This window comes from Haloarcula rubripromontorii (genome assembly GCF_001280425.1).
Lineage (GTDB): Archaea > Halobacteriota > Halobacteria > Halobacteriales > Haloarculaceae > Haloarcula > Haloarcula rubripromontorii.
On record NZ_LIUF01000001.1, the window covers coordinates 983,093 to 996,663 of the forward strand.

Annotated in this window: 12 protein-coding genes; 6 read left to right on the plus strand and 6 right to left on the minus strand. The window is 65.0% G+C overall.

What is annotated here, in order from left to right:
* Window positions 1–3: 3 nt before the first annotated feature.
* The gene (locus AMS69_RS05050; protein ID WP_053966970.1) at window positions 4–255 is read right to left on the minus strand and encodes a HalOD1 output domain-containing protein; all 252 of its coding nucleotides are present in this window, start codon (window positions 253–255) and stop codon (window positions 4–6) included.
* A 120-nt stretch (window positions 256–375) separates the two neighbouring features.
* On the opposite strand from AMS69_RS05050, the gene AMS69_RS05055 reads away from it, so the two are divergent.
* Window positions 376–1,092 (plus strand): helix-turn-helix domain-containing protein, encoded by a 717-nt coding sequence (locus AMS69_RS05055; protein WP_077067750.1) that lies wholly within the window; start codon window positions 376–378, stop codon window positions 1,090–1,092.
* 9 nt (window positions 1,093–1,101) lie between these two features.
* Here AMS69_RS05055 and mutS read toward each other — a convergent pair whose 3' ends face one another.
* Window positions 1,102–3,918, minus strand: a complete 2,817-nt coding sequence (mutS, locus tag AMS69_RS05060; RefSeq protein ID WP_053966972.1) for a DNA mismatch repair protein MutS — start codon at window positions 3,916–3,918, stop codon at window positions 1,102–1,104.
* 114 nt (window positions 3,919–4,032) lie between these two features.
* Between mutS and AMS69_RS05065 the strand changes: the two genes are divergently transcribed.
* A complete protein-coding gene (locus AMS69_RS05065; protein WP_053966973.1) occupies window positions 4,033–4,422 on the plus strand; it encodes a DUF7383 domain-containing protein in 390 nt (129 codons plus the stop codon).
* Between the two features lie 174 nt (window positions 4,423–4,596).
* Complete coding sequence (thsB, locus tag AMS69_RS05070) at window positions 4,597–6,276, plus strand: thermosome subunit beta (RefSeq protein ID WP_053966974.1); 1,680 nt, start codon at window positions 4,597–4,599, stop codon at window positions 6,274–6,276.
* A gap of 347 nt (window positions 6,277–6,623) precedes the next feature.
* Here the strand turns inward: thsB and AMS69_RS05075 are convergent, their stop codons facing one another.
* Complete coding sequence (locus tag AMS69_RS05075) at window positions 6,624–7,487, minus strand: hypothetical protein (protein WP_053966975.1); 864 nt, start codon at window positions 7,485–7,487, stop codon at window positions 6,624–6,626.
* Between the two features lie 76 nt (window positions 7,488–7,563).
* Between AMS69_RS05075 and AMS69_RS05080 the strand changes: the two genes are divergently transcribed.
* Window positions 7,564–8,559, plus strand: a complete 996-nt coding sequence (locus AMS69_RS05080; RefSeq protein WP_053966976.1) for an ornithine cyclodeaminase family protein — start codon at window positions 7,564–7,566, stop codon at window positions 8,557–8,559.
* Here the strand turns inward: AMS69_RS05080 and AMS69_RS05085 are convergent, their stop codons facing one another.
* From AMS69_RS05085 to AMS69_RS05090, 3 genes are read right to left on the minus strand one after another with little or no spacing between them, the layout of a single operon-like run.
* Window positions 8,560–8,778 (minus strand): DUF7535 family protein, encoded by a 219-nt coding sequence (locus AMS69_RS05085; protein WP_053966977.1) that lies wholly within the window; start codon window positions 8,776–8,778, stop codon window positions 8,560–8,562.
* A gap of 44 nt (window positions 8,779–8,822) precedes the next feature.
* Window positions 8,823–8,990 carry a hypothetical protein gene (locus AMS69_RS20540; RefSeq protein WP_202904514.1) on the minus strand — a complete coding sequence of 56 codons (168 nt, stop codon included), beginning with the start codon at window positions 8,988–8,990 and terminating at the stop codon, window positions 8,823–8,825.
* Window positions 8,990–9,175, minus strand: coding sequence for a hypothetical protein (locus AMS69_RS05090; protein ID WP_053966978.1), 186 nt, complete (start codon window positions 9,173–9,175; stop codon window positions 8,990–8,992). The genes AMS69_RS20540 and AMS69_RS05090 overlap by 1 nt, the downstream gene beginning before the upstream one ends.
* 173 nt (window positions 9,176–9,348) lie before the next feature.
* On the opposite strand from AMS69_RS05090, the gene AMS69_RS05095 reads away from it, so the two are divergent.
* Window positions 9,349–10,740, plus strand: a complete 1,392-nt coding sequence (locus AMS69_RS05095) for a sensor histidine kinase (RefSeq protein ID WP_053966979.1) — start codon at window positions 9,349–9,351, stop codon at window positions 10,738–10,740.
* A gap of 152 nt (window positions 10,741–10,892) precedes the next feature.
* On the plus strand, window positions 10,893–13,568 hold the full coding sequence (gene leuS, locus AMS69_RS05100) for a leucine--tRNA ligase (protein WP_053966980.1): 2,676 nt from the start codon (window positions 10,893–10,895) through the stop codon (window positions 13,566–13,568).
* Window positions 13,569–13,571 lie beyond the last annotated feature (3 nt).

Here is a 13,571-nt window from a genome sequence, read left to right on the forward strand (position 1 = left end):
ACCCTATCCGTCTACGGTGACCGTTCCATCAGTGTCGACGACCACGCGGTGGCCGCTGTAGTCGAACGCCACGTGGCCGGTAGTGTCCGAATCTGCGATACACGTCGTCAGTGCATCTGGATTGATACTGTCGGCCAGCGGCGGGAGCGTCTTGACCGGCCGCCTCTCCGCGGTCGCGACAGCGCGAACGACTGCCGTGACGATAGACTGGTCAGTGCCGTGAACTTCGATAACGGTTGGTGATGTTCCAGACACGGTTCTCTACCCTCGTGCTGGATTCACTCTGTAGCTGTAAAGTTCAGTATGGCTAGCATAGTAAACGCCGAACCATGACCCATGCCAACATTCTTCACGGTATACCGACTGCACTTATATATGTCCCAACAGTCTGGTAACGGCCGGACGGTAACCCGTGTGGAATTTGCCCTGTCTGATGGGTCGTATCCTTTTGTATCGGTGTCTGCAGCCGAGTCGTGTTCAGTGGTTCTCGAGAAATGTCTGCCACAGACGGACAACACGTACGCGGAGTTTTTTTCCGTCGAAGACACACGCCCTGAGCGGCTTGTCGAGCGAATCGATGACGACACTCGTAGCGAGGCGCGGGTTCTTGAGCGTACTGGGGACGGTGGTCTCGTCGAAATCGACGTACAGGACAACTGCCCCGTTGTCTCGCTTGTGGACGCTGGGGCGGTACCACGGACCGCCCGGAGTGTCGATGGGCAGGGGACTGTCGTAGCTGATGTTCCACGGCAGACTGAGACGGCTGCGGTTATCGAATCGTTCCTGACAGCCCATTCCGAGGCCGAACTCACAGCGAAAAAACAGCACGAGTCCATCGCCCCGCTGTTCGGCTTCCAGAACTACGCGTCTCACACCGAATCACTGACCGACCGCCAGCGGGAGGCTCTCGTGACGGCCCACGAAGCAGGGTACTACAGCTGGCCCCGCGAAGCGACGGCTGCGGACCTCGCTTCGCTTCTCGATGTTTCGGAGCCAACGCTTCACAAGCATCTGCGAGCCGCTGAGCAGAAACTCGTTGCGACTATGTTTGCCTGCCCGCACGACGACCTGGTTGCTGACGGTGATAGCTGACCGGCGCTGTTATTGGAGTCGGTCCTGCAAGTCCGCGAGCGCGTTCATCGCCTCTATCGGCGTCATCGTCGCGACATCCAGCGACGCTAACTGCTGTGCCACTGACTCTGGTAACTCACCCTCGGCGGCTCCGTTCGCTCGAAGCATCTCTTGTCTGTAATCGTCTGCTGGACCCTCATCGGCCGACGCCGCCGCTGTTCCGTTCTCCGTCGCTCCAGTCGTCGCCGTGGGGGCGGCATCCGTATCGGAGTCACCCGTTGTCTTGGCCTCTGTCCCACTCGACCCTTCGACACCCGCATCGGCCGCTTCGGCCTCCGCCAGAAGGCCCCGTGACCGCTCGACGACAGATTCAGGCACGCCGGCCATGCTCGCCACCTCGACGCCGTAGGAGGCCGCCGCGGGGCCGGGCGCGAGTTCGTGGTCGAAGCGGACGTCGCCGTCCTCGCGGCTGGTCTCGAAGTGGCGGTTGGTCGCGCCGGGCAGGTCGGCGGCGACGGCCGTCAGGTCGTGGTGGTGGGTCGCAAACAGCGTGTGCGAACCGACCTCGTCGTGGAGATACTCGGTGACGGCGCGGGCGATAGCCAGTCCGTCGGCCGTCGACGTGCCGCGGCCGACCTCGTCCAGCAGGACCAGCGAGTCGGCGGTCGCCGCGTCGAGAATCGTCGCCAGCTCGGTCATCTCGATCATGAACGTCGAGCGGCCGCCGGCGATGTCGTCGCTGGCACCGACGCGAGTGAACACCCGGTCGAGAATCGGCAGGTCGGCAGCCTTCGCGGGGACGAAACTGCCGGCCTGTGCGAGCAGGCAAATCAGCGCGACCTGACGCATGTACGTCGACTTCCCGCTCATGTTCGGGCCTGTGACGACGGCGAGGAATGGGTCCTGTGCGGGCACTTCCGCGTCGCTGCCGTCCCCGCTCGTTGTCACTGGTCCGCTTCCGAGATGCGTGTCGTTGGGGACGAAGGCGTCCTCGGTGCGCTCGACGACGGGGTGGCGGCCGGCGGTGATGTCGATGCCGTCGCCGCCGACGGCCGGCCGACAGTAGTCGTACTGCGCCGCGACCTCGGCGAAGGAGACCAGTACATCGAGCCGGGCGAGACGGTCGGCAAGTGCCTGCACGCGCTCGGCCTCGCCTGCCACCTCGTCCCGGACCGCACAGAACAGGTCGTACTCCAGGTCGTCGGCCGCGTTCTCGGCGCGCAGAATCTCCTCTTCGCGCTCCTTGAGTTCTGGCGTGTAGTAGCGCTCGCTGTTTTTCAGCGTCTGGCGGCGCTGGTAGTCCTCGGGAACGGAATCGAGATTCGCGTTCGTCACCTCGATGTAGTAGCCGTGGACGGAGTTGTGGCCGACCTTCAGCGAGTCGATGCCGGTGCGCTCGCGTTCGCTCGCTTCTAGTTCGTCTATCCACTCCTTGCCGGACTGTTCGGTCGAGCGCAGTCGGTCCAGTTCCTCGTCGTAGCCCTCGCGGATGACGCCGCCTTCGGTCACCTGCTGTGGCGGGTCCGGGCGAATTGCCGCCTCGATTTCCTCGCGGGTCTCGGTCAGCGGGTCAAGCGTCGCATGCAGGTCCGCGAGCAGGCGAGCATCAGCGTCGGCAAGGTGGTCTCGGATGTCCGGTACGACCGATAGCGTGGCGGCCAGCGACCGGAGGTCACGGGCGTTCGCCCGACCCCGAGAGACGCGTGAAATGAGCCGCTCGAGGTCGTAGACCTCCGCGAGGAGGTCAGACAGCGCTTCTCTGGTGGCGGGGTCGCGCTGAAGTTCTGCGACCGCGCCGTGGCGGGCTTCGATGCGGTCGGCGTCGAGCAGCGGCCGGCGGAGCCAATCGGTCAGCTTCCGCCGGCCCAGCGCACACGCCGTCTCGTCGACCGTGTCCACGAGCGTGCGGTTCTCGTGGCCTCGTACGGAGCGCCGCTCGAACAGTTCGAGGCTCTCGACAGCCACCGCGTCAAGCAACATGTACTCTCGCGGGTCGTACCGCGTGAGGTGATTGAGGTAGTCGAGCGTGCCGGCGGGGTCCACGTCCGCGTCGACCGGTTCGCCGTCGGGACCGACCGCGCCGCTGCTGCCGCGGGTGTACTCCGCGTAGGCCAGCAGACCGCCACAGGCACGGATTTCCGCGTTACTGGCAAGCAGGCGCTCCGGTGGGCCGAAGTACTGGGCCACGCGGTCCTCGGCGCGCTCCCGGCCGAAGGCGTCGGCGTCGTAGCGGGTCACCAGACAGGCCGGGCCGAAGACGGCGTCCCGGTCCACGTCGACGTCCGGCCCGACGATTGCCTCGGCGGGGCCGAACCGGCTGAGTTCGTCGGCGACGGCGGCCGCCGAACCGACGCTCGTGGCGTAGCAGTCGCCGGTCGAGATATCCAGCAGGGCCAGCCCGTACCGCTCGCCTTCGGTCAGAGCGGCGACGTAGTTGTTGTCCGCCCCGCCGAGTAGCTCGCTCTCGGTCAGCGTCCCCGGCGTGACGATTCGCGTGACCGCCCGTTCGACGACGCCGCTGACCTCGTCGGGGTCCTCGACCTGATCGGCGACGGCGACCCGGTAGCCCGCGTCCAGCAGCGTCTCGACGTAGGACTCGGCGTTGTCGATGGGGATGCCGGCCATCGGGTACTCGCCGGTCGAGTCCTCGCGCTGGGTCAGCGTAATCTCACACAGCCGGGCGACCCGTTTCGCGGCCGCACAGAAGGCCTCGTAGAAGTCCCCGACCTGAAAGAGGACCAGGGCGTCGTCGTACTGCCGGCACAGCTCGTAGTACTGTGCCATCATCGGCGTCAGGTCCTCCTCCAGCTCGGCCATCTGCTCGGGCGGGCCAAGCGCAGCGTCCATACCCGTTGGCAACAGCCGACCCCCCATAGGCGCTCCGCTCTCCGCCGTACCGTGACCGCCCGGCACCGCCGACCCGGCCACTGATTTTTATACCGGCCGGGAGACGTTGCTCGTATGTCACGTCGCGCCAACTACGCGCTCTGTCAGTTCCAGCAACACCTCGGTCCGTCTGCGGACTCGCTCGACGTTCCCTGGGCTGAATACACCGGTGATGCGACCGATCCGGTTTCCTTCGACATCCCTACCCCGTCACCGGCGGACCCGTACGTGCAGATGCAGGTCTACGACGTCGAGGATTTCGACCACGAAATCGTGGTCAACGGCGAGGCGCTATCGGGGTTCGACATCGCGCCGGGCGATGGGTGGCAGCTCTGGATGGACACGATTGCGCCCGAGCGACTGCACCGCGGCGAGAACACGATTCAGTTCCGGCGGGACACTGACTCGAAGGACGCATTCGTCGTTGGGTCGGTCACGGTCCACTGGACGGAACCCGTCGACTGAATATATAAACAGCCCGCCACCGTTCTGATGGGGCGTGCCAACAGCTACCACTGTTGGCGGACAGTGCCACCTCTGTCGGGTGATTTCACCTGTTCCAGTCGTGTTGGCGGGCAGCCGGCGAGCATTCCATAACCCCTGCTTTTATATAGAACCACATGCAATCTTCGCTTGATTATGAGCCAACGCCAGATGCAGGGCCAGCCGATGATCATCCTGGGAGAGGACTCCCAGCGGATGAAGGACAAGTCTGCACAGGAACATAACATCTCGGCCGCTCGCGCGGTCGCCGAGTCAGTACGCTCGACGCTCGGCCCGAAGGGGATGGACAAGATGCTCGTCTCCTCGATGGGTGACGTGACCGTCACGAACGACGGTGTCACCATCCTCTCGGAGATGGACATCGACAACCCGACAGCCTCGATGATCGTCGAGGTTGCCGAGACACAGGAAGACGAGGCCGGTGACGGCACCACCTCCGCCGTCGCCATCGCAGGCGAACTCCTCAAGAACGCCGAGGACCTCCTCGAACAGGACATCCACCCGACGGCGATCATCAAGGGCTTCAACATGGCCGCCACGCAGGCCAAGGACGAACTCGCGGACATTGCCACGGACGTCGACCCCGACGACGAGGAACTCCTGAAGAAGGTCGCCGAAACCTCGATGACGGGCAAGGGCGCGGAGCTCAACAAGGAACTGCTCGCCCAGCTTATCGTCGACGCGGTCAACGCCGTGACCGTCGAGGCCGATGACGGTTCCGTCGTCGCCGACCTCGAATACCTCAACATCGAGACCCAGACCGGCAGCTCCGCCGGCAACTCCGAGCTCCTCGAAGGCGCAGTCATCGACAAGGACCCGGTCCACGAGGAGATGCCGACCGAAGTCGACGACGCCGACGTCCTGCTCGTCGACACGGCCATCGAACTCGACGAGACCGAAGTTGACGCCCAGCTCTCCGTCGACGACCCGAGCCAGCTCCAGAACTTCCTCGACAAGGAAGAGGAGCAGCTCAAGCAGATGGTCGACCAGATCGCAGACACCGGTGCCGACGTCGTCTTCTGTCAGAAGGGCATCGACGACATGGCCCAGCACTACCTCGCCGAGAAGGGTATTCTGGCCGTCCGCCGCGCCAAGAAGTCCGACATCGAGTTCCTCAAGGAAGTCCTCGGCGCTCGCATCGTCTCGGACCTCGACTCCGCGACCGCGGAAGATCTGGGTCACGGCTCCGTCACCCGAGACGACGCCGAAGGCCTGTTCTACGTCGAGGGCAGCGGCGACGAGGCCCACGGCGTCACCCTGCTGCTCCGTGGCTCGACCGACCACGTCGTCGACGAACTCGAACGTGGCGTCACGGACGCACTCGACGTCGTCGCGTCCACCGTTGCCAACGGCAGCGTTCTCGGTGGCGGCGGCGCGCCCGAAGTCGAAGTCGCTCGCCGGCTCCGCGATTACGCTGACGGCATCGAAGGCCGCGAGCAGCTCGCTATCGAGTCCTTCGCCGACGCGCTGGAGATCATCCCGCGCACCCTCGCTGAGAACGCGGGTCTCGACAGCATCGACACGCTGGTCGACCTGCGTGCCGCTCACGAGGACGGCGACGTCAGCGCCGGCCTGAACGTCTTCTCCGGTGACGTCGAGAACACGCTCGATACCGGCGTCGTCGAGCCAGCCCACGCCAAGCGACAGGCGATTTCCTCGGCTGCAGAGGCCGCGAACCTGGTCCTCAAGATCGACGACATCATCGCTGCTGGCGAGCTTTCGACCTCTGGCGGCGACGAAGACGGCCCCGGCGGCCCCGGTGGCGCCCCTGGCGGTATGGGCGGCATGGGCGGCGGTATGGGCGGCATGATGTAAGCGAGGTTCCGAAGGAACCTCAGATTGCGAGCGGGAGCGTAGCGACACGCGAACACCGCAGCTGAGCAGAAGCGGCTTTTCTGAACGAACGCCGACACAGCCTCGCTGTGCGGACGTCGCTTTCTAACCGCCTGTAGACGACAGTGTACCGATTGTACTTCACCCTCGCACGGTGGTGACGCCGCTGTGAGACCGCTGATATCGAGATGTGAAACTGGAGGAACAGTTAGGTGGCTCTCTGCGAAGTATCGACTGTCCCGGTCCGTTTGGTGGGACGGACTGGTGACAGCGGGTGGGGGCCCTCTCCGTTTTGACGCTACCGTGACGGCATCCAGCCGTCCCGCGCATCAGTCGGGTCGTGTTGTTCGGTTTCCATGGTGTCGGTCTTCGAACACCACGTCCGTCGTCCCGAGGTCGCTGTAGCGGAGAATCTCTGTCACTCTGCGGGTATCCGTTCCGCTGACGGCCGTGTACTGGAGCGCGTAGCTCCGAACGATGCCGTTTGGCGTCACGGTCGCCGAGAGGGAGACATTGCTTACACGGTCGACGGGGCGGGTGGCAACTGCGCTGCTGTCGGCCGACCCGGTTCCCTTGATGCGGTACAACGAAACGCCGTACAGCTGCTTGATGACTTCGTCGCCAGGGCGGATAGATGTGATGTTGGTGGCGGAAAACAACGCTCTGAGACGCGCATTGAATGTGGGTTCAAAGAACAGTGCGGCCCGCGGTGAGCGCGGCGGGCCACCGATACCACGGCTGTCCGCGACCACCTCTGTCGATGTCGACCCGTTGACGGTTGTCCGCCTGAGCGCACGGCCGTCCCGCCAGGTGCTGTGGACCGCACGCGGTGTCACACTCTGTCCAGATATCGTTCGAGTGGCGGTATACGACTCGTAGCCTGCGCTGATACTGGCACGGGTCCGGACGCGCTTTTGCAAGCCGCTGCCGTTCATGACGGTTCTGGTGTGGTGGACTCGATAGGAGGTGTTCGAGAGTGCGCTGACGTGGGCGCGGCCGAGCGCGGTAGCGTCGACGACGCGGTCGCCGACGACGCCCGGGGCACGCTGAACCGGACTCGTCGGTGCGTCTGCAGTCGGGACTGGGGCTGGCGTCACCGTCTCCCTGTGGGCCGTGTCGTCCCCGAACAGACCGGTACACCCGGCGCTCAGCAGGCAGAGACAGACCGCGGCAATCGCCACCCCGCGACGCATACCGATGCCTGGTCGCGTGGTAATATAACCCCTGTGACGGCGGAGGTATAAGTGCTACCGAGTACCAATATTTCGTATGCAGACGCTGCTTCTCGGCGCGGACGCGGTTGAGGACCACGCGACGATGCCGGCAGTCATCGACGCGGTTGCCGCGGCCTTCGCCGCCGATGCCAGAGACAACACCATCATGCCGGCCAAGTCCTACATCGACCTGCCGCAGTACAACGGCGATTTCAGGTCGATGCCGGCCTACGTCAACGCGGCCTCGTGGGACGCCGCCGCGGTCAAGTGGGTCAACGTCCATCTGGACAACCCCCGCGACCACGACCTGCCGACCGTCCTCGGGACGCTCATCTACTCGGACCCCGAGACGGCGTTCCCGCTGGCCGTGATGGACGGGACTGTCCTGACGCGCCTGCGGACCGGGGCGGCGGCCGCCGTCGCCACGGACCACCTCGCCGTCGCCGACGCGGACTCGCTCGGACTGGTCGGGGCCGGCACGCAGGCGTACACGCAACTGGCGGCCATCTCGTCGGTCCGGGACATCGAGACGGTGGTCGTCGCCGACCAGAACGCGGAGAAACAGCAGGCGTTCGTCGACGCCTTCGCCGATCGGTTCGACGTGCGGGCGGGCACCATCAAGGAGGCCGCCGGCTGTGACGTGCTGTCGACGATTACGCCCGTCGAGTCGCCCATCGTCGAGCGGGCGTGGCTCGGCGAGCACACCCATATCAACGCCATCGGGGCCGACGCCGCCGGCAAGCAGGAACACGACGAACGCACGCTGCTCGACGCGAAACTCGTCATCGACAACTACGAGCAGTGTACCCACTCCGGCGAAATTAACGTCCCGTGGGGCGAGGGCGTCCTGACCGCCGCCGACCTCCACGGGGAACTCGGGGCCATCGTCGCGGGCACGCTCTCCGGGCGGACCGACGACGACGGCATCACGCTGTTTGACTCGACGGGGCTGGCTATTCAGGATGTCGCGGCCGCACACGTCGTCTACGAGAACGCGAGCGACGATGGCGACGGGACGGCGTTCCCGCTGGTCGACACCGACGCGACCTGATTACGAGGGTGTGAGGGCGTCCGTGACCTTCGAGATGCCCCAGACGATGACGATAAACGGCAGGAGCGGGACCAGCAAGACGAGCAGGCCGGCGAGCATGCCCCAGCCGATCATGTCCATGCCCTCGTTGGGGCGGCTCCGCGACCCCGGCGTGACCGACCGGAGCGCCGTCGGCAATCGTCCGCTGTCGTCCATCTCGTCGGCAGATGAGTCGGCCATACTGTCTCTTTCAGTGAGACGTGTATAAGCCTAGGCCCCGGCGGCTACATCGCGCCGGCGACGCCGCTGCCGATGGCGGCCCCGCAGTTGCCACAGGCCACGAGGTAGAACCGCTTGGAGGCCTTGAAGAAGCCGGTCGTCGAGTCCATGTCGAGGAACTCCACGTCGTCCCGGTCGGTCATCTCCGCGTCGCACTCGGGGCAGTGGACCATCAGGCCGCACCCCCGTTGGACTTCGCGCCGGCGACGCCGCTACCGATAGTGACGCCACAGGCCGCGCAGTTGGCGGTGTAGGAGCGCTTGGAGGCCTTGATGAAGCCGGTCGCCGAGTCCACTTCGACGAACTCGATGTCGTCGGCCGTTTCGAGCGAGGTCTCACAGTCAGGGCAGTGTACCATACGTGTTGGACACCCGCGGAGTCCGGCAAAAATCTTGTGTGGGGAGCCGCTCTCTCGGTTCGACAGTCCGGCGATATCGCTGAACTGGCTGTTGCGGGTGGCGTCTGGCCTTCGAAACACCCGAAACAGTGACAGTCTACCACACGCAATAGTCTGTTCACTGGGAACGCACCATGGGTAGCAAATCCGTTCTAGTCGTCACAACTGACAGAGTGGATACACCCGCTCTCGAATCCGCTCTCGCTGAGACGGCGGCTTCGATCACGTATCTGGCGGACCTCACAGCCCTCTTTGACACGCTCACCCGTTCGGCGTTCCACGCGCTTGTTCTGCCCGAAACAGTCGATGGCCAGTCCGGAACCGACATCGCGTACGGCGTCAGGAAGCTGTTTCCCGACCTGCCGGTGATCATCGCCGGCGAGGACCCGGCGGCGGTCCCAGATAATCTCGACGTGAGGGCCATCGAGTCGTCGACACATCTCGAAGACGCCATCGCCGAGGCCGTCCGAGACAGTCTCGACGCTGAGCCGCCGACTGTTGCCGGACGCCTCCCCTCCCCAATGGAGACACTGTTACTCTCCCTGTTCAACGAGCTGCCGGACCACCTGTACGCGAAAGACGAGCAGGCCCGACACGTCCTGATGGGACGGGGGTTCAACGAGCCGACAGACCGTCTCGGCCTCACTGATGTCGAAGTCCCGGAACTCGATGATGAACACGCGAAAGCGGCCCTGCGTGATGAAATGGACGTCATCGAGGAGGAAATAGATCAGATCGAAGTGGAGGAGTTCCTCGACCTCGACGCGTCGTACGTCCGCACTCGCAAGATGCCGTGGTACGATTCCACTGGAGACGTTCGGGGAATCGTCGGCCACACTCAGAATATCACTGAGCGAAAGCTCCGCGAGCACGCGTTTCGCCGCCAGAACGAACGGATGGTGAAAGTCGCACTTGTGGCGTCTCACGAACTCCGAAACGAACTCCAGATCGCCTACGGCCGACTCGAAGAACTGGCTGATTGTGACGATTCGACCGCCGACATCGAGGAGTCACTTTCCCAGATCTCTGCGATTATCGATACCGTAGTTGAGCTCTCCACAAGCGACCCGAATGGCCAGATTCAGCACGACGAGATCGAACAGATCCCGAAGCGAAAACACATGTGGCTCTCCCGTCTCAGCCGGGAAGTATGGGACACGCTCGCTGACGGGCAGGCGTGCCTGACCTTCGACGGGGACACCCGTATTGTCGCCGATCAGGAGTCCGCCGGGCTACTGCTCCAGATACTGTTCCAGAACGCGCTCGAACACGCTGGTCCGTCGGTCACTGTCACCGTCGGCACGACGGCTGACGGTTTCTTCGTCGCCGATGACGGTCCGGGTATCGATGTCGACCCGCCGGAACGCGTGTTCGACGCAGGTCACACCGCTGTCGCAGAGAACACCGGGTTCGGACTCTACGTCGCCCGCCGGGTCGCCGCGGACCACGGCTGGACGATATCCATGTCAGAGAGCGAGTCGGGCGGCGCTCGGTTCGATATCGGAAACGTCGATTGTCAGGCATAGCGGGCGGTTTGTCGATTTGCGGCGACGCTCCCGTTCTGTAGTACACTGGCTCCCCGGAGTCACGCCTGTTCGCCCGGGCGCTCGCACGCCGGACCCCAGTAGCCCCTCGAAGGGAAAGGTATAGCACGGTCGCTGCCGGATGTTCCGATATCATGACCACGACCGGTGAGGAACGCGAGCGGGGGTTCGATCACACGGAGATCGAGCCCCGGTGGCAGCGCACGTGGGACGAGGCCGACGTGTTCCGGATCGACGACGACGAGACCGACCCGGAGTACGTCCTGGCGATGTTCCCCTACACCTCCGGCAGCCTCCATATGGGCCACGTCCGGAACTACACTATCACGGACGCCTACGCCCGCTTCGAGCGGATGCGCGGCGAGAGCGTCCTCCACCCGATGGGGTGGGACTCCTTTGGCCTGCCCGCCGAGAACGCCGCCGAGGAGCGGGACACCAACCCCCGGGACTGGACGATGCAGTGCATCGAGTCGATGCGCGAGCAACTCACGGAGATGGGCTTTGGCTACGACTGGGAGCGCGAACTGGCGACCTGCGAACCCGAGTACTACCAGTGGAACCAGTGGCTGTTCAAGCAGTTCCGCGAGGAAGGCTTAGTCGAGCGCCAGGCCGCCGAACTGAACTGGTGTCCCTCCTGTGAGACCGTCCTCGCGGACGAGCAGGTCGAGGGCGAGGCGGAACTCTGCTGGCGGTGTGACACCCCCATCGAGGCCCGCGAGATGGACCAGTGGTTCTTCACCATCACCGACTACGCCGAGGAACTGCTGACGGCACTCGACGACCTCGACGGCTGGCCGAACAACGTCCGGGAGATGCAGCGCAACTGGATCGGCAAACAGGAGGGCGCGAGCGTCGCCTTCGATGTCGGCGACTACGGTGCGGTCGACATCTTCACCACCCGGCTCGACACCATCCACGGGGCGACATTCTTCTCGCTGGCCCCCGGCCACCCCGTCGCACAGGAAATCGCCGAGAACAACGACGAGGTCGCCGAGTACATCGAGATGGCCGAGGACGCCGACGAAGACGACCTCGACGTGACCTCCGGCGTGTTCACCGGCGAGTACGCGACGAACCCCGCCACCGGTGAGGAGATTCCCGTCTACGTCGCCGACTACGTGCTGACCGACGTGGGGACCGGCGCGCTGTACGCTGTGCCCGCCCACGACGAGCGCGACCACGAGTTCGCCACGCACCACGACATCGACATCGTGCAGGTCGTCGAACCGACCGAGGACGCCGACGTCGACCCCGAGGACGTCGACGTGCAGGAGGCGGCGTATCCCGAGGACGGGCTGCTCGTCAACAGCGGCGAGTTCGACGGCCTCACGAGCGAGGAGGCCCGCGACCGCTTCGTCGACGAGTTCGACGGCGAACACCGCACCGAGTACAACCTCCGGGACTGGGGCATCTCCCGGCAGCGCTACTGGGGCACGCCCATCCCGATGATTCACTGCGACGACTGCGGCTACGTCGAGGTCCCCGACGAGGACCTCCCCGTCGAACTGCCGGAGTTCGTCCACACCACCGGGAACCCGCTGGACGCCGCCGAGGAGTGGAAGCACGTCGACTGCCCCGACTGTGGGGCCGACGCGGTGCGGGAGACGGACACGATGGACACCTTCGTCGACTCGTCGTGGTACTTCCTTCGGTATACCGCCCCGGAGATGGACGACGCCCCGTTCGACGCCGACCGCGCGAGCGACTGGATGCCGGTCGACCAGTACGTCGGCGGCATCGAACACGCCGTGATGCACCTGCTGTACGCCCGCTTCTTCACGAAAGTGCTCGACGACCTCGACATGGTCGACGGCGTCCGCGAGCCCTTCACGAACCTCACGAACCAGGGGATGGTGCTGGGCGAGGACGGCAACAAGATGTCCAAGAGCCTCGGCAACGGCGTCTCGCCACAGCGCATCATCGAGGAGTACGGGGCCGACACGGCCCGACTGTTCATCATGGAGGCCGCCCAGCCCGAGAAGGAGTTCGCCTGGAGCCCCGAGGGCGTCCAGTCCGCCCACAGTTTCCTCCAGAACGTCTACACGCTGGTTTCGGAGTACGCCGAGGGTGAGGTTGACACCGGTGATGCCGACGAGATATCTGACTACGTCGCCCGGGAAATCGACGCCACCGCCGCGAACGCCACGGCGGAGTTCGAGGACTTCCGGTTCAACCACGCGCTCCAGGCCGTGCGGGAACTGGTGTCGCTGCTGCGCCGATACCAGGAGGCGACCACTCCCGACGCCGACACCTTCGAGCGCGGGCTGGCGACGGCGGCGAAGCTGCTCGCCCCGGTCGCCCCTCACGCTGCCGAGGAGATGTGGGCGGAACTGGGCCACGACGACCTCATCGCCGAGGCCGAGTGGCCGGCGGCTGACGCCCCCGCTGACTACGAGACGGAGCGGCAACTGGTCGAGAACACCCGCGAGGACATCCGCGATATCGTCGAGACGGTCGGTATCGAGGACCCACAGACCATCACGCTCGCCGTCGCGCCGGCGTGGAAACACCGCGTGCTCGACCTCGCCCGGAACGCCGACGGCAACGTCGTCGGAACGGTCATGCAAGACGAGGAACTGCGCGAGCAGGGCGAGGCGGCCGCGGACTTCGCCAAGGAACTGGCCGGTCGTGCGCAGTCGCTTGACGAGCAACTGCCGCCCGAGCGCGAACGGGCGGCCCTCGAACGGGCCGCGTGGCTCGTCGAACGGGAGTTCGGCGCTGACGTGGTCGTTCAGGGTCCCGAGGAGGCGGACCCCGACCTCGTCGGCAAAGCCGGCCCCGGCCGCCCGGCCATCGACATCGAAGAGTAGCCT

Coding starts and splice junctions, on each gene's coding strand:
- leuS (WP_053966980.1), top strand. CDS start 10,893: ATGACCACGACCGGTGAGGAACGCGAGCGGGGGTTCGATCACACGGAG.
- AMS69_RS05075 (WP_053966975.1), bottom strand. CDS start 7,487: ATGCGTCGCGGGGTGGCGATTGCCGCGGTCTGTCTCTGCCTGCTGAGC.
- mutS (WP_053966972.1), bottom strand. CDS start 3,918: ATGGACGCTGCGCTTGGCCCGCCCGAGCAGATGGCCGAGCTGGAGGAG.
- AMS69_RS05080 (WP_053966976.1), top strand. CDS start 7,564: ATGCAGACGCTGCTTCTCGGCGCGGACGCGGTTGAGGACCACGCGACG.
- AMS69_RS05090 (WP_053966978.1), bottom strand. CDS start 9,175: ATGGTACACTGCCCTGACTGTGAGACCTCGCTCGAAACGGCCGACGAC.
- AMS69_RS20540 (WP_202904514.1), bottom strand. CDS start 8,990: ATGGTCCACTGCCCCGAGTGCGACGCGGAGATGACCGACCGGGACGAC.
- thsB (WP_053966974.1), top strand. CDS start 4,597: ATGAGCCAACGCCAGATGCAGGGCCAGCCGATGATCATCCTGGGAGAG.
- AMS69_RS05055 (WP_077067750.1), top strand. CDS start 376: ATGTCCCAACAGTCTGGTAACGGCCGGACGGTAACCCGTGTGGAATTT.
- AMS69_RS05095 (WP_053966979.1), top strand. CDS start 9,349: ATGGGTAGCAAATCCGTTCTAGTCGTCACAACTGACAGAGTGGATACA.
- AMS69_RS05065 (WP_053966973.1), top strand. CDS start 4,033: ATGTCACGTCGCGCCAACTACGCGCTCTGTCAGTTCCAGCAACACCTC.
- AMS69_RS05085 (WP_053966977.1), bottom strand. CDS start 8,778: ATGGCCGACTCATCTGCCGACGAGATGGACGACAGCGGACGATTGCCG.